The sequence below is a fragment of the Streptomyces sp. NPDC034103 genome (assembly GCF_055575395.1).
In genome coordinates this window covers 1-20,083 of sequence record NZ_JBVISS010000013.1, presented here as the reverse complement: position 1 = coordinate 20,083, position 20,083 = coordinate 1, and the positions used below count along the sequence as shown (strand labels likewise).

The window sequence follows — 20,083 nt, the reverse complement described above, 5'->3', positions numbered from 1 at the left end:
CCCCCTGCCGACGGGGGTCGAGCTGGGGGAGGCCATGCGCTTTCGCGGGAAGTCGATCCGCCGGAAGATCGTGGCGCTGCTTCTCGTGCCGCTGGTGTCCCTCGCCGCGATCTGGGGCTTCGCCACGGTACTCACGGGACGGGCGGTCGCCCAGCTGTTCCACGTGTCGACGGTCGTCGAGGACCTCGGCTACCCGACCGAGGACGTCGTCCGCGTCCTTCAGCAGGAACGCCGTCAGACCCTCGTCTACCTCGCCGACCCACGGGCCTCGGACGCGCTCGCCGCGCTCCGGGAGACCCGCACCGGCACCGACGACGCCATCGCCAAGGTCCGCGAGAACGCCAAGGACCCCGATATCCGCGACGGGATGGACCAGGACGACGAGCTACGCCTGACCGCCGTCCTGGACGCCTTCGGCGGCGTCAAGTCCCTGCGCCGCAGCGTCGAGGAGGGCGCGGTGAACCGCGCCCAGGCCATCGAGCGCTACAACCGCCTGGTGGACCCCTGCTACGCCCTGCTGGCCTCCCTGGACGGGGTGGACAGCGTGGAGATGGACAAGCAGTCCCGCGCCCTCGTCAACATCAACCGCGCCCGCGAACTCCTCTCCCGCGAGGACGCCCTGCTGGGCTCCGCCCTCGTGGTCGGCAAGCTCACCCATGACGAGATCCGTGAGGTCTCCGACCTGATCGCACAGCGCACCGTGCTGTACGACGTCAGCCTGCCGGTGCTGCCCGCGGCGGAGCGCGAGCGCTACGACCTGTTCTGGAAGAACGCCTCCACCGCGTCCCTGCGCTCCGCCGAGAAGATCGTCGTCGACTCCGACCCCGGCGCGCCCCGGTTCATCAGCGCCAAGAGCTGGGACGCCACCGCGGCCAGCGTGCTGGACGAGCTCGCCACCCTCGACGACCAGGCGGCCGACCGCTATCAGGACCGGGTGCAGCCGGTGGCGATGGACGTCATCGTCAAGGCGGCCGTCGCCGGCGTCCTCGGTCTGCTCGCCCTGCTCTTCTCGATCTTCCTCTCCGTGCGTGTCGGCCGCGGTCTCATCCGCGACCTGCGGCAGCTGCGCCTGGACGCCCACGAGGCGTCCGGCGTCCGGCTCCCCAGCGTCATGCGCCGGCTCTCCGCGGGCGAACAGGTCGACGTGGAGACCGAGGTCCCGCGCCTGGAGTACGACAAGAACGAGATGGGTGAGGTCGGCCAGGCGCTCAACACCCTCCAGCGCGCCGCCGTCGAGGCCGCCGTCAAGCAGGCCGAACTGCGCGCCGGCGTCTCCGAGGTCTTCGTGAACCTCGCCCGCCGCAGCCAGGTGCTCCTGCACAAGCAGCTCACCCTGCTCGACACCATGGAGCGCCGGACCGAGGACACCGACGAACTCGCCGACCTCTTCCGCCTCGACCACCTGACCACCCGAATGCGCCGGCACGCCGAGGGCCTGGTGATCCTCTCCGGCGCCGCCCCCTCCCGGCAGTGGCGCAAGCCCGTCCAGCTCATGGACGTCGTACGCGCGGCCGTCGCCGAGGTCGAGGACTACGAGCGCATCGAGGTCCGCCGCCTGCCGCGGGTCGCCGTCACCGGCCCCGCCGTCGCGGACCTCACCCATCTCGTCGCCGAACTCCTGGAGAACGCCACGGTGTTCTCCCCGCCGCACACCGCCGTGCAGGTACTCGGCGAGCGTGTCGCCAACGGCTTCACGCTGGAGATCCACGACCGCGGCCTCGGGATGGCGGCCGACGCCCTCCTGGACGCCAACCTCCGGCTCGCCGAGACACCGGAGTTCGAGCTGTCCGACACCGACCGGCTGGGCCTGTTCGTGGTCAGCCGGCTCGCCCAGCGGCAGAACGTCCGCGTCTCGCTCCAGCCGTCGCCGTACGGCGGCACGACAGCCGTGGTGTTCATCCCGAACACCCTCCTGACCGACGACGTCCCGGACACCAACGGCATCGGCTTCCGCCTGGACCGTCCCCAGCCCTCCAAGGAGGCCGAGCTGGAGGAGGCCCGCCGCGCCCAGTCGGCCCACGTGCCGGTGCAGCTGCCCGGTCTGACGGGTGGGCTCCTGGACGGTCCCGTGGAGCTGGAGGCCCCCGTCGACCTGGACGCCATCGACGACTTCCCCGGCGTACTCGACGACGAGGACAGCGAACGCGGCGGGCTGTTCCGCCCCCGCCGCTCCCTGGTCCGCGCCGACGACCCCCAGGGCGGGGAATCCCGCCAGCACCCCGACAGCGACCTGAACGCCCCGGTGCCGCTGCCCCGCCGCCACACCCCGAAGCTGGTCAGCTCGCACGGCCGCCCGGTGACCGGGCAGCGCGACGAGGCCGACGAGGAGGCCCCGACGGGCCCCGGCCGCTCGCTCCAGCAGGGGCCGCCGCTGCCCGCCCGCCGTCGCGCGACGGGGCCGCAGCGCCGCGCCACCGGCGTCGCCGACCGGCTGGACGAGCAGCGCACCGACACCCCGGCGGGCCGCGAACCCGGTGGGGCGCCCGGTGCTCCGTTGCTCCCCAGGCGCACCCGGCGGGCCGAGATCGCGTCGAGCGGCGCGGGAGAGCCCTCGCGGACGGCTCCAGGTGACCTCGCGGCGCCGTCGAACGGTGCCGGCGCCGCAGACCGGCGCGGCGGCTCGCACCACGGGGCGCCGGAGCCCGGGGCCACCGCCACGCCCCAGCGGGCCGGACGCGGCTCCGCGGCGCGGGACACCGCGCCACTGCCCCGCCGCGTTCGCCAGGCGAACCTGGCCCCGCAGTTGAAACAAGGCCCGGCCGCACGCCGTACCGACGACGACACGGAGGTCGAGGAGCGGGACGCCGACCAGGTACGCAGCCGTATGGCATCGCTCCAGCGCGGCTGGCAGCGTGGTCGTGCGGAGAACGACGCCGCGGGCGAAGACACCCAGAGCGGCACAGCACCACGAGGAACTAAGGGGGACGGTCGATGACCGCACCGAAGGCGACCGGCCACACCACGAACAACTCCGGCGAGCTGAACTGGCTCCTGGACGACCTGGTCGACCGCGTCGCAAGCATCCGCAAGGCCGTCGTGCTCTCCGGCGACGGACTGGCGACGGGGGTTTCCAAGGACCTGACCAGGGAGGACGGCGAGCACCTCGCCGCCGTCGCGTCCGGCTTCCACAGCCTCGCCAAGGGGGTGGGCCGCCACTTCGAGGCGGGCAACGTCCGGCAGACGGTCGTCGAACTCGACGACGCCTTCCTGTTCGTGACAGCCGCCGGCGACGGCAGCTGCCTCGCGGTCCTCTCGGACGCCGACTCCGACGTCGGCCTGGTCGCGTACGAGATGACGCTCCTCGTCAAGCGGGTCGGCGTACATCTGGCCTCCGCTCCGCGCACCGATCTGCCTCAAGGCGGGTAGTGGGATGACATGAGCACAGACGGTCAGGGAAGAAGCCACTGGTTCGACGACGAGGCCGGACCGGTCGTCCGTCCGTACGCCATGACGCGCGGCCGCACCACCAGTGCGGCCCAGCACCGCCTCGACCTCATCGCGGTGGTCGTCGCGGAGGCCCAGGCGGACGACCCGGAAGGCGACCACACGCTCTCCCCGGAGCACGTGGACATCGTCGACCTGTGCCGTGAGGCCCCGCAGTCGGTCGCAGAGCTGTCCTCCGAACTCGACCTGCCCATCGGCGTGGTACGGGTTCTCGTGGGCGACCTCGTGGACGCGGAGTTCGTCCACGTGAACCGACCGGTGCCGCCCGCCGAGCTGCCGGACGAGAGCATCCTGCGCGACGTGATCAACGGCCTCCGGGCGCTCTGACCCAGTACCCCGCCCACCGAGGCGGCCGTTCCCCGGCGCCGCGAGCCGCTCAGCGGCGGCCTCGGGGGACGTGGTCCCACACCCGCCCCTCCACCCGAGCGGATCGCGTGTCACCACCGCACTCCCGATATGATCTGACTGATCGTCGACGACCATCCGCAGACGGTCGGCCGCCACTCTGGGGATACGGTGCCGAACAGCGCGATCGGGGAGACGGACGTGACGACAGGCCGACAGTCCCGGGGCGACCGGGGCGGCACCCTCATCGACGTCATCGCGCGCCGCGCGCACGGCCGGCTCCGCACGCACCAACCGCTCCGCGACCGTCCCGCGCGCCGCGCCGACGCCCCGCGCGTCCCCCACCGGAACCGCCCCGGCGTCTTCGCCCGCCCCACCGGCGCCACCGTCACCGGACTCGGCGGCACCCTCGCGGTCGCGGCCCCGGCGACGTACCCGACGTCGAGACCCCCGGCGGCGCAGGCCACGGCCTGTCGCCGCCCCACCCCCACCCACTCAGCAGGAGAAGAGACCGATGATCTTCGGGCGTTCTGAGCGCGGCAAGCCCCCGGTCGAGCCCGTCACGTTCAAGATCCTGGTGGCCGGCGGCTTCGGCGTGGGCAAGACCACGCTCGTGGGCGCGGTCAGCGAGATCAGGCCGCTGCGCACCGAGGAGCTGCTCACCGAGGCGGGGCGCCCGGTCGACGACCTACGGGGCGTGGAGAGCAAGAGCACCACCACCGTGGCCATGGACTTCGGCCGTATCACGCTCCGCGAGGACCTGGTGCTCTACCTGTTCGGCACGCCCGGCCAGGAACGGTTCTGGTTCATGTGGGACGAGCTGTCCGAGGGCGCCCTCGGTGCCGTCGTGCTCGCCGACACCCGCCGTCTGGAGGACTGCTTCGCCGCCGTGGACTACTTCGAGCGACGTTCCATCCCGTTCGTCGTGGGCGTCAACTGCTTCGAGGGATCGGCGCGTTACCCCGTCGAGGACGTCCGCCAGGCGCTCGACCTGGACGAGGGCGTGCCCCTGCTGCTGTGTGACGCCCGCGAGCGCCGGTCGGCCAAGGACGTCCTCGTCGCAGTGGTCCGGCACGCGATGGACTACGCGTCGGAGCGCCGCCGGACCGTCGTCACGACCTGACCCACGGGGACGGCCCGTACCCCCGCCGACCGGGGTACGGGCCGCGTTCTCGAACGCCACGCGCGCGTACGGCTGTTCAGCGCCCACGCGCGCGTGCCGCCAGTGCCGCCCCGCCCGCCGCGCGGATACGAGGGCCCAACGCCGCGCCGACGCGTCCGTCCTCCCCGCCCACCGCGCGGATACGAGCGGCCAGCGCACACGCGTACGTGCCGCCCCCCGCCCGCCGCGCCGGACACGAGCGGTCAGCGCCCACGCGTGCGTGCCGTCAGTTCTCCTCGTCCTCCTGCCAGCCGAAGCTCTTCTCCACGGCCTTGCGCCAGTTGTGGTACTCGCGGTCGCGGACCGAGGCCTCCATTCCGGGCGTCCACTCGACGTCCTTCCGCCAGTGCGACTTCAGCTCGTCGAGGTCGTTCCACACGCCCGTGGCGAGCCCCGCGGCGTAGGCGGCGCCGAGGCAGGTCGTCTCGGAGACCATGGGACGGACCACCGGCACGTCGAGCACGTCCGCCTGGTGCTGCATCAGCAGGTTGTTCTTGGTCATGCCGCCGTCGACCTTCAAGGTGGTGATCCGGACCCCGGAGTCCTGGAACATGGCGTCCACGACCTCCCGCGTCTGCCAGCTCGTCGCCTCCAGCACCGCGCGCGCGAGATGTGCCTTCGTGACGTACCGCGTGAGCCCGGTGACGACCCCACGCGCGTCGGAGCGCCAGTAGGGCGCGAACAGGCCGGAGAACGCGGGCACGATGTAGGCGCCGCCGTTGTCCTCGACGCTCGCCGCCAGCGGTTCGATCTCGTCGGCGGTGCGGATGATGCCGAGTTGGTCGCGGAACCACTGGACGAGCGCGCCCGTGATGGCGATGGAGCCCTCCAGGCAGTAGACCGGCGCCTCACTACCGATCTTGTAGCCCATCGTCGTCAACAGCCCGCTCTTCGAGGACACCGGCCGGTTGCCCGTGTTGAGCAGCAGGAAGCTGCCCGTGCCGTACGTGTTCTTCGCCGTGCCCACGTCGTAGCAGGCCTGCCCGAACACCGCCGCCTGCTGGTCGCCCAGCGCCGACGCGACCGGCACACCGGCGAGTTGGCCAACAGCGGTGCCGTACACCTCGGCGGAGGACCTGATCTCGGGCAGGACGGCCTCGGGGATGTTCATGGCGGCGAGGATGGACTGGTCCCACTGGAGGGTCTCGAGGTTCATCAGCATGGTGCGTCCGGCGTTGGTCACGTCGGTGACGTGCCGGCCGCCGTCCGTGCCGCCGGTGAGGTTCCAGATCAGCCAGGAGTCGATGGTCCCGAACGCGATCTCGCCGTTCTCGGCCCGCGCGCGCAGCCCCGGCACGTTGTCGAGCAGCCAGGCCGCCTTCGGACCGGAGAAGTAGGTGGCCAGCGGCAGTCCGGTCTGCTCGCGGAAGCGGTCCTGGCCGTCGGAGCCGCCGAGCTGGTGGGTCAGCGCCGCGGTACGGGTGTCCTGCCACACGATCGCGTTGTGCACGGGTTTGCCGGTGGCGCGGTCCCACAGGACCGCCGTCTCCCGCTGGTTGGTGATGCCGAGCGCGCTCAACTGGTCGGCGCGCAGCCCGGCCTTGGCGATCGCCCCGGCCACCACCGCCTGCACCTTGGACCAGATCTCGGTGGCGTCGTGCTCCACCCAGCCCGGCTTGGGGAAGATCTGCCGGTGTTCGCGCTGGTCCACGGCGACGATGCCGCCGTCCTGGTTGAAGACGATGCATCGGCTGGAGGTGGTGCCCTGGTCGATCGCGGCGACGAACTTGTCCGTCATGACGTCCCCTTCGTCGGATGCTTCAGAACGCTGCGTTGAAGATGACCCCGGACAGAGCCCCGCCGATCAGCGGTCCCACCACCGGGATCCACGCGTAACCCGAGTGCGGGGTGCCCTTGTTAGGGATCGGGAGCACGGCGTGGGTGATGCGCGGGCCCAGGTCGCGGGCCGGGTTGACGGCGTATCCTGTGGGCTGAGGTGGCCACCGGACAGCGGCGCGGCCGTGTAGGCCCCGGCGAGCACGGCCGAAGCCCCACCCGAACGCGATCACCACCCAGCCCGCGTCCTTCGCCTTGGAGTAGTTCAGGACGACGGCGCCGACCAGTCCCGCGCCGAAGGGGATCAGGATGGCGGTGCCGATGATCTCCCCGAGGAATACGTCTCCGTTGCTCATGGCGGCTCCTAGGCCCTGGCCCGGGGCGATCGACTCCGGTCCTCCGTGCAGGGTGCGTTTCCCATGGCGACGTCAGCCGAGGGCAGGGAGACCCGCGCCCCGCCCGGCATCCGTGACGAGCGTGCCGTCGCAGCCGAATCGTCCATGGCGGAACAGGCCTTGGGCATGGGGGAGCCCACGCGGCGCAGTGCGTGGATACGCCGAGAATGTACGACGATGTCGACTGACACCGGAAGTGTTCACCGGTGTCCAGGGGGCGTCAAGGACGCGGACGGCAACGGTTGGACACGCGGAACCCACCGCGGCACACGGCTCAGCCCCGGCCCGGCCCCGCCGCCCCGAACCCCGCCGCCGCGGCGACGACCTCCGTACCGCGCCGGACCTCGTACCCGGGCAACCCCGCTCGTCCCAGCACCCAACTCGCCCCCCGGATCGCCTTCGCGGCCTTCTTCAGAGGCGCCAGACAGGCCGCCGCCTGCCGGTGATCCGTGACGCTGCCCGGCGCGCACACCACCGTGGCCAGGGACAACGACACCGGCTGTCCCCCGGCCCACCAGCGCGTGTCCAGCACCGAGGCGGCCGGCGCCCCGAGTCCGTCCGGATCGGCCAGCACCAGGAAGTCGTCACCGCCGATGTGCCCCACGCGCGCGCCGCCCGACGCGGCCCGCTGCAACACGCGCCCCACGGAGCGGATCAACTCGTCGCCCGCCGCGAAACCGGCACTGTCGTTGACCTGCTTGAAGTGGTCCACGTCCAGCCAACTGAGCGCGAACGTCCGCCCGTCCGCGATCCACCGGTCCGCCTCACCCGTGATCGCGTCCGAACCCGGCAGCCGCGTCAGCGGATTGAGCCCGGCCGCCTCCTCGACCCGGCTCTCTGCCAGCGCCCGTACGAGATCGGCGAGGCGTACGATCCCCACGCACCGCCCGTGCCGGTCCACGACGGCCACGTCGTCCGTGGTGCGGTCGCGGACGCCGGTCGCCACCACGTCCAGCACCTCCCACGCGGTGGCGTCGACACCCACCGTGCGCGGTGGATCGCCCAGCTTGGCGGCGGGCCGGTCGGCGTACAGGGCGTGGCCGTAGCGTCCCGACATCGACAGCAGGAAACGGGCGCGGTGCACCGCCCGCACCGGGACCCCGTGCCCGTCCACGAGCAGCACTCCGGAGACCTCCGGCGCCCCGGTCAGCAGCGCCCGGACCCGGCCGGCGGACGCGGTGGCGGGCAACAGGGCGGCGGGCCGTACGAACTCCCGTACCGACGGGCCCGACCGCGGCGGCGCCACGACGGTGGGGGAGCGGGGCGGCACGTACACGTCTGCGGCCGGAAGCCTCGCCGGGGGCGCGAACAGGTTGCCCTGGGCCAGCTCCTGCAACGGCGTGAGCCCGCCCAGGTCGGCGAGGGTGTCGGCGACGTGAGCTCGCCCTGCAAAAGGGCTGGTCCCGCCGCCTCTCACCTCACCACGACCACCGCCGACCCATGCCCGAACAGCCCCTGGTTCGCCGACACCCCCACCCGTGCCCCGGTCACCTGCCGGGCACCCGCCGTGCCCCTCAACTGCCATGTCAGCTCGCACACTTGGGCAATGGCCTGCGCGGGCACGGCCTCCCCGAAGGACGCCAGCCCGCCGCTCACGTTCACCGGTGTGCGCCCGCCGAGAGCCGTCGCGCCCTCCCGCAGCAGCTTCGCCCCCTCACCCGCGCCGCACAGCCCGAGGTCCTCGTACCACTGCAACTCCAGGGCGGTGGACAGGTCGTAGACCTCGGCGAGGGAGAGGTCCTCGGGTCCGACTCCCGCCTCCTCGTAGGCGGCGCGGCCGATGGACTCCCGGAACGTCACCTCGCTTGGATCCACCGCCGCGGCGGAGTCCGTGGCGATGTCCGGCAGATCCAGCACGGTGTTGGGATAGCGCGGTGTCACCGTCGACACCGCGCGGATCCGCACCGGCTCGGCCGCCCCCTGTCGTCGCGCGAACTCCATGCTGGACAGCACCAGGGCGGCCCCGCCGTCCGAGGTCGCGCAGATGTCGAGCAACCGCAGGGGATCGGCGACCACCGTCGACGCGGCGACCTCCTCGGCGGTGACCCGCTTGCGGTAGCGCGCGTACGGATTCAGCGCCCCCATGGCCGCGTTCTTCACCTTGACCTGTGCGAAATCCTCGGCCGTGTCGCCGTGCACGGCCATCCGCCTGCGCGCGTACAGCCCGAAGTACGTGGGATTGGTGGCTCCGAGGACACGGAACCGGAGCCAGTCCGGGTCGTCGGGACGATCACCGCCCGCCGGCCGGAAGAACCCCTTGGGCGCGGCATCGGCGCCCACCACGAGCACGACGTCCGCCAGGCCCGAAAGGATCTGTGCCCGCGCGGTGTTGACGGCCTGCGCCCCGGACGCGCACGCCGCGTACACGCTCGTGACGCGGGCCCCCTGCCACCCCAGCGCCTTCGCGAAGGTCGCCCCGGCCACGAACCCCGGATACCCGCCACGCACCGTGCCCGCCCCGACGATCGAGCCGACGTCCCGCCAGTCCACCCCGGCATCGGCGAGCGCCGCGCGCGCCGCCGCCACCCCGTACTCGGTGAAGCCGCGCCCCCACTTGCCCCACCTGTGCATGCCCGCGCCGAGCACCGCCACCTCACCCGTCATGCCGTCACCCCCCTCATCGGCCGCCACTGCCAGGTCGTCCACACCGTCTCCGCGTCCTCGTGGAGCACACCGGGAACGACCTCCACCTCCATGCCCACCGCCAGATCGGCGACGGTGAGCCCCACGACCCCCTGTCCCAGCACCACGATCCGCTCGGCTTCGAGCTCCACAGCGATCAACGTGCACGGCTCCCACGGAAGTTCCGGATCGGTCACATAGGGTGACGGAGGTCGGTACCGGCTGTCCGTGTAGGACCACACCCGACCGCGCCGCGACAGGGGGACCTCCTCCAGCGTGCCCCCGGGACATCCGGGATTGCGGCAGTGGACGTCCTCGCGGGGGAAGAAGGTCGAGGCGCAGACCGAACAGCGGGTGCCGAGGAGCCGGAAGTCGTCCCCCTCACCGGCGAACCAACCCGCCACCACGGGCGTACGTGCACGTGACACCGTTCCTCCCAGGCACAGAATCTGACGGAACGTCAGAAGTGTGTCACGGTGAACCGGAGATGGGCAGAGGCAGAGGCATGACACGACTCCCCGGCGCCGTACGCGCCCTGGCGACCACCCTCGCCGCCCTGCTGGCCCTGACAGCCGCCGCGACCACCGCCCGCGCGACGCCCGAACCCAAGGCGCCCGCCGACTTCGTGGCGCTGAGAAGCGTGGATCCCGTGATCATCCAGGAGATCCGCTACTTCACCCCGCACAACTTCGTGGGCGAACGCATCGACGGCTACCGCCAGCCCCTGTGCATCCTCACCAGGCCCGCCGCCGAAGCCCTCCACCGGGCCCAGCGCAAGCTGCTCCCGCAGGGCTACAGCCTCAAGGTCTACGACTGCTACCGCCCGCAGCGCGCCGTCGACCACTTCGTCCGCTGGGCCAAGGACCTCGACGACCAGGCCATGAAGGGTGAGTTCTACCCGAACGTCGACAAGACCCGGCTCTTCGCGGACGGTTACATCGCCGAGAAGTCCGGCCACAGCCGCGGCTCGACGATGGACCTCACCCTCGTGAAGCTCCCCGCGAAGCCGACCCGGCCGTACCACCCCGGCGAGACCCTCGTCCCCTGCTACGCACCCCAGGACGAGCGATTCCCCGACAACTCCGTCGACATGGGCACCGGCTACGACTGCTTCGACACCCTCTCCCACACCCTCGACCCGCGCGTCCAGGGCGCACAGCGTGCCAACCGGCTGCTGCTCAAGAGCACGCTGGAGGGCCTCGGGTTCGTGAACCTGGCCGAGGAGTGGTGGCACTTCACGTACAAGCCGGAGCCCTACCCGGACACCTTCTTCGACTTCCCGGTGTCCTGGAAGTCCCTCACCGGCACACACTGAGCGGCCCCCGGAAGACGCCCTTCCTATGATCGGATACAGTCCGCCGCGTGTCCGAAACTCAATCCTCCGCCCCCAACTCCGCGCCCGACTCCCACTGTTCGAGCTGCGGAGCGCCCTACGGAGAGGGCGTCTCCGGCTGGCCCCGCACCTGCTCCGCCTGCACCACCGTGGCCTACCGCAACCCGCTGCCCGTCGCGGTGGCACTCCAGCCGGTGTACGACACCAAAGGCGCCGCCCTTGTCGTCATCACCCGAACCATCGCTCCCGCACGCGGGGGCATCGCCCTGCCCGGCGGGTACATCGACGACCGGGAGGACTGGCGCCAGGCCGTCGTCCGTGAACTCAAGGAGGAGACGGGCATCGACGCGGCGAGCCGCGACGTGCGCCTCGTCGACGCCATGAGCTCGCCCGACGGCCACCTCCTGCTCTTCGGATCGCTTCCCGAGCGCCCGGCCGACAGCCTGCCCGTCCCGGCCGCGACGGACGAGACCGAGGGCTGGCACCTGCTGCGCAGGCCCGAGGAGCTCGCCTTCCCGCTGCACACACATGCCGTACGGGCCTGGTTCGAGGGCCGGTACGTCTGACCTAAAGCTCCCCGGCCCCCCGCACACGCACCCGGTGAGGCGGCGCGCTCACGCCGTCCTCACCCTCCCGCTGCACGACCACGTGCCGGCCCCGCCAACGCGCCACGTAGCGCTCTATCTCCTGCTCGTCCCAGCCGTCCCCCTCGTCGGGCACGACCAGCCCGCCGCCGGTCCGCCCCCGGGCCGGCGCCCACACCTCCAGCTCCAGCCCGCCGTCCTCCCCACGCACCGGGAGGACGGCACCCGCGCGCGCCAGCACCGGAATCCGGGACAAGGGCGCCTCCACGAGAATCTGCCCCGGCCCCTGGTACGCGCGTTCCGTGACCGTGTCGTACCAGCGCCCCCTCGGCAGCTGCACCGCACGCCGGTCCGCCCCCGGATCGAGCACCGGTGCCACCAGCAGGGAGTCGCCCAGCAGGAAGGCATCCTCACAGTCCCGCAGGGCCCGATCCTCGGGCGCCCCCCACCACAGCGGCCGCACGTACGGGGCGCCCGTCCGCCTCGACAGGTGCGCCAGCGTCATGAAGTACGGCAGCAGCCTTTGGCGGTCCACGAGCGCCACGCGCGCGTGCTCCAGCACATCGGGACCGAACTCCCAGGGCTCCCGGCGCCCGGCCCGCTGCCCCGAGTGCGTACGGAACAGCGGTAGATACGAGCCCAGTTGGAACCAGCGCAGATACAGCTCCGGTGACGGAGACCCGTCGTAGCCGCCGATGTCCGGGCCCGAGTAGGGCACCCCGCACAGCCCGAGCCCCAGCACCAGAGAGAGCGACGCCCGCAGCCCCGGCCAGCCCGTGGCGACGTCACCGGACCACGTGCCGCCGTAGCGCTGCATACCGGCCCACCCGGAGCGCGAGAACACGAACGGCCGTTCCTTGGGCTCCAGTTCCCGCAGCCCTTCGTATCCCGCGCGGGCCATGCACAGCGCGTACACGTTGTGCGCCTCGCGATGGTCACCGCCCTGCCCGTCCAGCTCGTGCCGGGCCGAACGCGGCAGGGTCGACTCCCCGAAGGCGGCGAACGAGGTGGGCTCGTTCATGTCGTGCCAGAACCCCGAGAAGCCCTGCGCGAGCCGTTCCTCGTAGAGGCTGCCCCACCACTCACGCGCACGCGCGTGCGTGAAGTCCGGGAAGACCGCCTCCCCGGGCCAGACCACCCCGCGCACCAGCCGTCCGGAACTGTCCTTCACGAACGCGTCCGCGGCGGCACCGCTGTCGAACACGGCGTTGCCCGGCTCGGCCTTGACCGCCGGGTCGACGATGGACACCAGACGGACCCCGTCCCGCCGCAGTTCCTCGGCGAGCTGCGGCAGCTTGGGGAAACGCTCCTGGTCGACCGTGAACACCTGGTGCTCGTCGTAGTGGTCGATGTCCAGATGGACGGCGTCCAGCGGCAGTCCGCGCTCCTGATAGCCCGCGACGATCCGCCGCACCTCCTGTTCGCTCCCGAACCCCCACCGCGCGTGGTGATGCCCCAGTGCCCACGCCGGCGGCAGCGCCGGGGCACCGGTGAGCGAGGCCCAGGCGAGCAGCACGCGCGCGGGGGTCCCCACCATCACCCAGCAGCGCAACGGGCCGCCGGTCATCCGCAGTTCGCACGTCCCGGGCCGGTCGTGCCCGGACCCGGCACCCTCCTCGCCCTCCCGCAAGGTCACCGCGCCGTCCCAGGAGGTGTCGTGGAACGCCAGATGCGTGGCCGCGTCGGACACCACGAGCAGCACCGGCATGGTGAGGTACAGCGGATCGTCCGAGCGGCCGAAGGGCCTGCCGGGATCGGCGTTCCACAGCCGGTACGCACCGTCCCGCAGCCGGGGCCCGGAAGCCCGCCCGCCGAGCCCGAAGAACCGCGCGTCCGCGGGTACTTCGGACCGTTGCATCCAGCGCGCGCCTTCACCGTCGACCGGCTCCCACCAGCGCGGCGGCATGTCCCGCCGCACGGTCACCCCACCGGGCGTCCGCACCTCGATCCCGCCGTGCCGCGAGACCACGACCGTGGCCCGCTCGGCCACCACCCGCCAGCCGCCGTCCTTGTCCGGCTCCAGCACCGCCCGCGGATCGGCCTCCGGGCAGCGTCCCGCCAAGGCGTACGACGGCTCGGGACCGGCCCCGTCCCAGCCCCAGAAGACAGCCCCGTTCACCGCGACGATGATCCGCAGCTCGGAACGGCTGAACCGGATCACCCCGCCTCCGGGCCCCGGCTCCACCTCCCGCACCGGTCCGGGCACCCGGGCCCGCTCGGCCCCCCGCGGCGGCAACCCGGCGGCGTCGGCACGCCGCGCACGCCATGCGGCCCGTACGGAACGCAACCCCTGAGCCGCCCCCACCGAACCGACCGCCTTTATCGAACGCACCAGGTCACGACCGTTCATGCTGCTCACCCTGCCACTGACCGCCGCACGCGCGCGTGTCGTTCAACTGCCGTTCACCCATGCCGGGCCCACATCTTCACGACACGGTCCACGGTGTCGAGAGCGCCTTGTACGGTGCAGGTGATCCAAGCCAGGCAGCTTAGCCGCCGATCAGGTGAGCGGACGCGAGGACCATCGGCCCCCTGGCGTCTACGGCAGGGGAGCGCGCAGGCCCACTCGCACAGCCGCTGACGTGCCGAGATGGTGGATCTGGTCCACATCTTCACGACACGGACTATGTGGGGCGCACCCTGGTGTGGATGTCGATCACATGGCATCGTCCGTGTCATCCGCGTCGCGCGCACACCCCAGCCCGTGCGCGGAAGACGCACACGACGCGCACAGTCCGGGAGCCGCCCCATGTCGACCGAGAACCCCCAGCCGCTCTGGCAGCCAGATCCCGAGCGCATCGCACAGGCGCAGGTCACCAGGTTCCAGGCCTGGGCAGCCGAGCACCACGGCGCCCCCGCCGACGGCGGCTACCCGGCCCTGCACCGCTGGTCCGTCGACGAGCTGGACACCTTCTGGCAAGCCGTCACGCAATGGTTCGACGTACGGTTCTCGACCCCCTACGCGCGCGTGCTGGGCGACCGCTCGATGCCCGGGGCCCAGTGGTTCCCCGGGGCGACCCTCAACTACGCCGAACACGCCCTGCGCGCGGCCACGACCCGCGCGGACCAACCGGCCCTCCTGCACGTCGACGAGACCCACGAACCACGCCCCGTCACCTGGTCCGAACTGAACCGCCAGGTCGGCTCCCTCGCCGCCGAACTGCGCGCCCTGGGCGTACGCCCCGGAGACCGCGTCAGCGGCTACCTGCCCAACATCCCGCAGGCCGTCGTCGCCCTCCTGGCCACCGCGGCCGTCGGCGGAGTGTGGACCTCGTGCGCCCCCGACTTCGGCGCCCGCAGCGTCCTCGACCGCTTCCAGCAGGTCGAACCCGTAGTCCTGTTCACCGTCGACGGATACCGCTACGGCGGCAAGGAGCACGACCGGCGGGACATCGTGACCGAACTCCGCCGCGAACTGCCCACCCTGCGCGCCGTCGTCCACATCCCCGTCCTCGGCACCGACGCCCCGGAAGGCGCCCTGGAATGGTCGGCCCTGACCAGCGGCGACGTGGCACCCGTCTTCGAACAGGTGCCCTTCGACCACCCCCTGTGGGTGCTCTACTCCTCCGGCACGACCGGCCTGCCCAAGGCCATCGTCCAGTCCCAGGGCGGCATCCTCGTCGAGCACCTCAAGCAACTCGGCCTGCACTGTGACCTCGGCCCCGAGGACCGCTTCTTCTGGTACACCTCGACCGGCTGGATGATGTGGAACTTCCTCGTCTCCGGCCTCCTCACCGGCACGACGATCGTCCTCTACGACGGCAGCCCCGGCTACCCGGACACCGGCGCCCAATGGCGGATCGCCGAACGCACCGGGGCCACCCTCTACGGCACCTCGGCCGCGTACGTCATGGCCTGCCGAAAGGCGGACGTGCACCCCGGACGCGACTTCGACCTCTCCGCGGTGCGGTGCGTGGCCACCACCGGCTCCCCGCTGCCGCCCGACGGCTTCCGCTGGCTCCACGACGAGGTCCGCGACGACCTCTGGATCGCCTCGGTCAGCGGCGGCACCGACGTCTGCTCCTGCTTCGCCGGAGCCGTGCCCACCCTCCCCGTGCACATCGGCGAACTCCAGGCCCCCGGCCTCGGCACCGACCTCCAGTCCTGGGACCCCAGCGGCGACCCCCTCGTCGACGAGGTCGGCGAGCTCGTGGTCACCAACCCCATGCCGTCGATGCCGATCCACTTCTGGAACGACCCCGACGGCAGCCGCTACCACGACAGCTACTTCGACACCTACCCCGGCGTGTGGCGCCACGGCGACTGGATCACCGTCACCTCCCGAGGCTCCGTCGTCATCCACGGCCGCTCCGACTCGACGCTCAACCGACAGGGCGTACGCATGGGTTCGGCCGACATCTACGAAGCCGTGGAGCGACTCCCCGAGATCAAGGAATCCCTCGTCATCGGCATCGAACAGCCCGACGGCGGCTACTGGATGCCCCTCTTCGTCCACCTCGCGCCCGGGGCCACCCTCGACACACCCCTCCTCGACCGCATCAAGCGGACCATCCGCGAGCAACTCTCCCCGCGCCACATCCCCGACGAGATCATCGAGGTCCCCGGCATCCCCCACACCCTCACCGGCAAGCGCATCGAGGTCCCCGTCAAACGCATCCTCCAGGGCACCCCCCTCGACAAGGCCGTCAACCCGGGGTCCATCGACAACCTCGACCTCCTCCACTTCTACGAGGACCTCGCCCGCAAGCGCGCCTGACCGACACCGCCGCCGACCCCTTGGCCGGCGGCGGCAGTCACCCCGCCAGACCCCCGTTGTCAGTGCCGCCGGTTACTGTGAGTGAGCATTGATCGACAGCGCTCAGGGGGAAACATGGCGCACACCGACCACCAGACCATGCGACGCGTCCTGCGCCGCGAAATCGCCGGCACCATCGGCCTGCTCACCGACGAGCACGACTTCCGAGCCATGCGGCGCTACCGCAGCTTCACCTTCGACGACCACACGCTCTATCTCCAACAGGTGGAGGCCCTCCTCAAGACCCGCGCATCCCAAGGCACGCACACCACAGTCGCCCTCTTCGACCCACAGGAGTACGCCGACTACTGCGCCGACACCGGCCTCGAACCCGACATCCCGTCCAGCCGCACCCGCTTCACCGCCGAACTCGCCGCCACGGGCCCGACCATCCCGTACGACGGACGCCCCCTGGCGGAACTCGTCCCCGCCCTCATCGACGAAGCGGTGCGCCAGGCCACCTGGGAGTACGCCTCCACACTCCTGGCCCGCCTCGGCGCCTGCGCCTCCTGCGGTGAGGACATCGGCCGAGCCGCCTTCGTGCGCGCCTCGGCCCTCCTCGTCCGCATCCTCGACACGGCGCACCCAGGCAACCGACACCTCGTCTGCAGCGTCACGGCCAACCCGGAGACGCTCACCTCGGTCCTCCACGCCGACATCGCCGCTGACGGCACCACAGAACTCGACGAAGCCGAAGCGCTCGAGTTCACCACGGTCCTGGCCCTCGGCCTCGCGACCCAGACCCCCGGCGGCCTCGTCATGCGCACCAGCGCCCCCGGAACCACGGACCGCGTCTACGGCTGGCGACTGCGCGGAGACGGCCTCGAACCCCTGACCGCCGGTGAGGTCTTCGACGCGTACTGCACCGACGTCGAGTCCGGAGACCTCGTCTCACCGGAATCCGGCGTCGACTACTGCGTGCCGCCCGACCTCGGACCGGCCGGCCCGACACCCGGACACCACCACTGAACACCAGAGGGGCGCCCCACCCACAGGTGGAGCGCCCCTCAGGAAACACCGGCGACCGCGACAGCCGGACTACTCGCCGGACAGCACCGCCTGGGCAGCGGCGCGCGCGTCATCGGCACTGTCCGCCGCACGAGCGGCCGCCGCGGCGCGCTCGCACTGAGCCAGCGTGTACTTCGCCAGCGTCGACCGCACATAAGGAATCGACGCGGCCCCCATGGAGAGCGAGGTGATCCCCAGACCCGTCAGCACACAGGCCAGCAGCGGGTCCGACGCGGCCTCGCCGCAGACACCGCAGCTCTTGCCCTCGGCCTTCGCCGCCTCGGCGGACAGCGCGACGAGGTCGAGCAGCGCGGGCTGCCAAGGATCCTGAAGACGGGACACCGCACCCACCTGACGGTCCGCGGCGAAGGTGTACTGGGCCAGGTCATTCGTCCCCAGCGACAGGAACTCGACCTCCTGGAGAATCGAGCGCGCCCGCAGCGCGGCCGACGGAATCTCCACCATCGCGCCGAACTTCGCCCGGAGTCCCGCTTCACGACAGGCGTCAGCGAACGCCTTGGCGTCAGTGCGGTCGGCGACCATCGGAGCCATGACCTCGAGGTAGACCGGCAGCCCCTCCGCCGCCTTCGCCAGCGCCGTCAGCTGTGTACGCATAACCTCGGGATGGTCGAGCAGCGTCCGCAGACCACGGACACCCAGGGCCGGGTTCGGCTCGTCGGACGGCGTGAGGAAGTCGAGCGGTTTGTCCGCACCCGCGTCCAGTACACGAACGACGACACGACCTTCGGGGAAGGCCTCGAGAACCTGACGGTAGGCCTCGACCTGCTTCTCCTCCGACGGAGCGTTCTTGCTGTCGTCGAGGAAGAGGAACTCGGTGCGGAAGAGACCGACACCCTCCGCGCCCGCCTCGACGGCGGCCGGAACGTCCGCCGGACCACCGACGTTCGCGAGCAGCGGCACCTTGTGGCCGTCGGCCGTGGCGCCCGGCCCGGTCGACGCGGAGAGCGCGGCCTTGCGCTCGGCGGCCGCGGCCTCCAGCTGCGCCTTCTTCTCCTCGCTCGGGTTCACGAAGATGTCACCGGTGCTGCCGTCCACCGCGATCACGGTGCCTTCGGCGAGTTCACCGGCACCCGGGAGCGCCACCACGGCCGGCACGCCGAGGGCCCGGGCCAGGATCGCGCTGTGGCTGGTCGGCCCGCCCTCCTCGGTCACGAAACCGAGCACCAGAGTGGGGTCCAGCAGAGCCGTGTCAGCGGGCGCGAGGTCACGCGCCACCAAGACGTACGGCTCGTCACTGTCCGGAATGCCCGGCATGGGCACCCCGAGCAGACGAGCGACGATGCGATTCCGCACGTCGTCGAGGTCCGCGACGCGTCCGGCGAGGTACTCACCGGCACCCGCCAGCAGCTCGCGGTACGCGGCGAACGCGTCGTACACAGCCCGCTCGGCCGTGCTGCCGACGGCGATGCGCCGATCCACATCGGCCATCAACTCGGGGTCCTGGGCCATCAAGGCCTGCGCCTCGAGCACCGCCTGCGCCTCACCACCGGCCAGATTGCCGCGCGCCATCAGGTCGGCCGCCACAGCTTCCACTGCCTTACGAGCGTTCTCCTGTTCACGCTCCGCGTCCTCGGCCGGAATCTGCTTGGCAGGCGGCTCGAGCACCGCCGTTCCCATGTGCCGAACCTCGCCGATCGCCACACCATGGCTCACGCCGACGCCTCGCAGCGTTGTCTCCATCTCACCCGTCTCCGATAGTGCGGCGGCTCCCGCCGCCGCGGTGGTTGCCACTACTTGCCGTCCTATGACGGAGTCGATGTCACTTCCAGGCGAAGAGACTGTCGCCGGCCTTCACATCGCCGTCGACGCGCAGATCGGAGAGAGCCTCCGCCGTGGCTTCGAGCGCCACGACCGGGCAGACCGGGGACTTGCCGGCCGCTTCGACGGCGGCGGGGTTCCAGCGGACGACGGCCTGGCCGCGCGTCACGGTGTCGCCCTTGTTCACCAGCAGCTCGAAACCCTCACCATTGAGCTGGACGGTGTCGATACCGAGGTGAGTGAGCACGCCATGACCCTCATCGTCGACCACGACGAAGGCGTGCGGGTGGAGCGAGACGATGACTCCGTCCACGGGCGCGACGGCCTCGGAGGCCTCACGCACGGGGTCGATCGCCGTACCCGGGCCGACCATGGCCCCGGAGAAGACCGGATCCGGCACGGATGCCAGTCCGATGGCGCGTCCTGCAAGCGGGGACGACACGGTGGTCATGGGAAGCCTCCCAGGGGTGGAGATCGATAAGTGCGCCGTCACTACCTGTCCTGGACAGCGCACTGTGAGCAGCGTATGTCATATGAACTGACGGTTCCGCATGGAAGATACCGCGTAGTGGTCTAGACCACCAGTCCCGTCGATTTGCACGTGCTCCGAGGCCGCGTGTACAGTCGTAACCCTGCTTGAGGACGAGCGGCGCTCACGAGCGTCCTTGCTCAGCAGCAACCAAACTTGTCAGATCCTATCTCGGGGTCACCTTCTGCATGCTCGCGGAAGAGTGGTCAGGGGGCCGGAAAAACACTGATAGAGTTTGGAACAACGAAGGGAAGCGCCCGGAGGAAAGCCCGAGAGGGTGAGTACAAAGGAAGCGTCCGTTCCTTGAGAACTCAACAGCGTGCCAAAAATCAACGCCAGATTTAGTTGAT

Annotated in this window: 15 protein-coding genes and 2 pseudogenes; 9 read left to right on the top strand and 8 right to left on the bottom strand. The window is 71.2% G+C overall.

Translation table 11 applies throughout. The annotated features are described in order from the left end of the window. Positions 1-34: 34 nt before the first annotated feature. The 5 genes from ACZ56U_RS28115 to ACZ56U_RS28095 all read left to right on the top strand — a co-directional run bounded on the left by ACZ56U_RS28115 (position 35) and on the right by ACZ56U_RS28095 (position 4,912). A complete protein-coding gene (locus ACZ56U_RS28115; protein ID WP_469086763.1) occupies positions 35-2,935 on the top strand; it encodes a sensor histidine kinase in 2,901 nt (966 codons plus the stop codon). Then, the gene (locus ACZ56U_RS28110) at positions 2,932-3,366 is read left to right on the top strand and encodes a roadblock/LC7 domain-containing protein (RefSeq protein WP_391241061.1); all 435 of its coding nucleotides are present in this window, start codon (positions 2,932-2,934) and stop codon (positions 3,364-3,366) included. The genes ACZ56U_RS28115 and ACZ56U_RS28110 overlap by 4 nt, the downstream gene beginning before the upstream one ends. Positions 3,367-3,375: 9 nt before the next feature. Continuing rightward, on the top strand, positions 3,376-3,771 hold the full coding sequence (locus ACZ56U_RS28105; RefSeq protein ID WP_391241064.1) for a DUF742 domain-containing protein: 396 nt from the start codon (positions 3,376-3,378) through the stop codon (positions 3,769-3,771). A gap of 219 nt (positions 3,772-3,990) precedes the next feature. Further along, the gene (locus tag ACZ56U_RS28100) at positions 3,991-4,323 is read left to right on the top strand and encodes a hypothetical protein (protein ID WP_469086762.1); all 333 of its coding nucleotides are present in this window, start codon (positions 3,991-3,993) and stop codon (positions 4,321-4,323) included. Continuing rightward, positions 4,304-4,912, top strand: a complete 609-nt coding sequence (locus ACZ56U_RS28095) for a GTP-binding protein (RefSeq protein WP_469086761.1) — start codon at positions 4,304-4,306, stop codon at positions 4,910-4,912. Before ACZ56U_RS28100 ends, ACZ56U_RS28095 begins: the two co-directional genes overlap by 20 nt. Before the next feature lie 265 nt (positions 4,913-5,177). Here the strand turns inward: ACZ56U_RS28095 and glpK are convergent, their stop codons facing one another. The 5 genes and pseudogenes from glpK to ACZ56U_RS28070 all read right to left on the bottom strand — a co-directional run bounded on the left by glpK (position 5,178) and on the right by ACZ56U_RS28070 (position 10,151). Continuing rightward, the gene (gene glpK / locus ACZ56U_RS28090) at positions 5,178-6,689 is read right to left on the bottom strand and encodes a glycerol kinase GlpK (protein WP_469086760.1); all 1,512 of its coding nucleotides are present in this window, start codon (positions 6,687-6,689) and stop codon (positions 5,178-5,180) included. Positions 6,690-6,711: 22 nt separating this feature from the next. Continuing rightward, a pseudogene (locus ACZ56U_RS28085) lies at positions 6,712-7,083 on the bottom strand (aquaporin). 313 nt (positions 7,084-7,396) lie between these two features. After that, a pseudogene (locus ACZ56U_RS28080) lies at positions 7,397-8,452 on the bottom strand (GGDEF domain-containing protein); the annotation flags it as partial. A gap of 83 nt (positions 8,453-8,535) precedes the next feature. Next, a complete protein-coding gene (locus ACZ56U_RS28075; RefSeq protein WP_469086759.1) occupies positions 8,536-9,726 on the bottom strand; it encodes a lipid-transfer protein in 1,191 nt (396 codons plus the stop codon). Continuing rightward, the gene (locus ACZ56U_RS28070; protein ID WP_469086983.1) at positions 9,723-10,151 is read right to left on the bottom strand and encodes a Zn-ribbon domain-containing OB-fold protein; all 429 of its coding nucleotides are present in this window, start codon (positions 10,149-10,151) and stop codon (positions 9,723-9,725) included. The genes ACZ56U_RS28075 and ACZ56U_RS28070 overlap by 4 nt, the downstream gene beginning before the upstream one ends. Positions 10,152-10,249: 98 nt before the next feature. On the opposite strand from ACZ56U_RS28070, the gene ACZ56U_RS28065 reads away from it, so the two are divergent. Together ACZ56U_RS28065 and ACZ56U_RS28060 are read left to right on the top strand one after the other, a co-directional pair. After that, a complete protein-coding gene (locus ACZ56U_RS28065; RefSeq protein WP_469086758.1) occupies positions 10,250-11,059 on the top strand; it encodes a M15 family metallopeptidase in 810 nt (269 codons plus the stop codon). Between the two features lie 47 nt (positions 11,060-11,106). Next, a complete protein-coding gene (locus tag ACZ56U_RS28060) occupies positions 11,107-11,643 on the top strand; it encodes an NUDIX domain-containing protein (protein ID WP_469086757.1) in 537 nt (178 codons plus the stop codon). Between the two features lies 1 nt (position 11,644). On the opposite strand, the gene ACZ56U_RS28055 is transcribed toward ACZ56U_RS28060, so the two are convergent. Then, positions 11,645-14,011, bottom strand: a complete 2,367-nt coding sequence (locus ACZ56U_RS28055; protein ID WP_469086756.1) for a glycoside hydrolase family 31 protein — start codon at positions 14,009-14,011, stop codon at positions 11,645-11,647. 399 nt (positions 14,012-14,410) lie between these two features. Between ACZ56U_RS28055 and ACZ56U_RS28050 the strand changes: the two genes are divergently transcribed. Next, a complete protein-coding gene (locus ACZ56U_RS28050) occupies positions 14,411-16,378 on the top strand; it encodes an acetoacetate--CoA ligase (RefSeq protein WP_469086755.1) in 1,968 nt (655 codons plus the stop codon). Between the two features lie 114 nt (positions 16,379-16,492). Next, a complete protein-coding gene (locus tag ACZ56U_RS28045) occupies positions 16,493-17,386 on the top strand; it encodes a hypothetical protein (RefSeq protein ID WP_469086754.1) in 894 nt (297 codons plus the stop codon). Positions 17,387-17,455: 69 nt separating this feature from the next. Here ACZ56U_RS28045 and ptsP read toward each other — a convergent pair whose 3' ends face one another. Beyond that, positions 17,456-19,126, bottom strand: a complete 1,671-nt coding sequence (ptsP, locus tag ACZ56U_RS28040) for a phosphoenolpyruvate--protein phosphotransferase (RefSeq protein WP_469086982.1) — start codon at positions 19,124-19,126, stop codon at positions 17,456-17,458. A gap of 79 nt (positions 19,127-19,205) precedes the next feature. Further along, the gene (locus ACZ56U_RS28035) at positions 19,206-19,655 is read right to left on the bottom strand and encodes a PTS sugar transporter subunit IIA (protein WP_469086753.1); all 450 of its coding nucleotides are present in this window, start codon (positions 19,653-19,655) and stop codon (positions 19,206-19,208) included. Positions 19,656-20,083 lie beyond the last annotated feature (428 nt).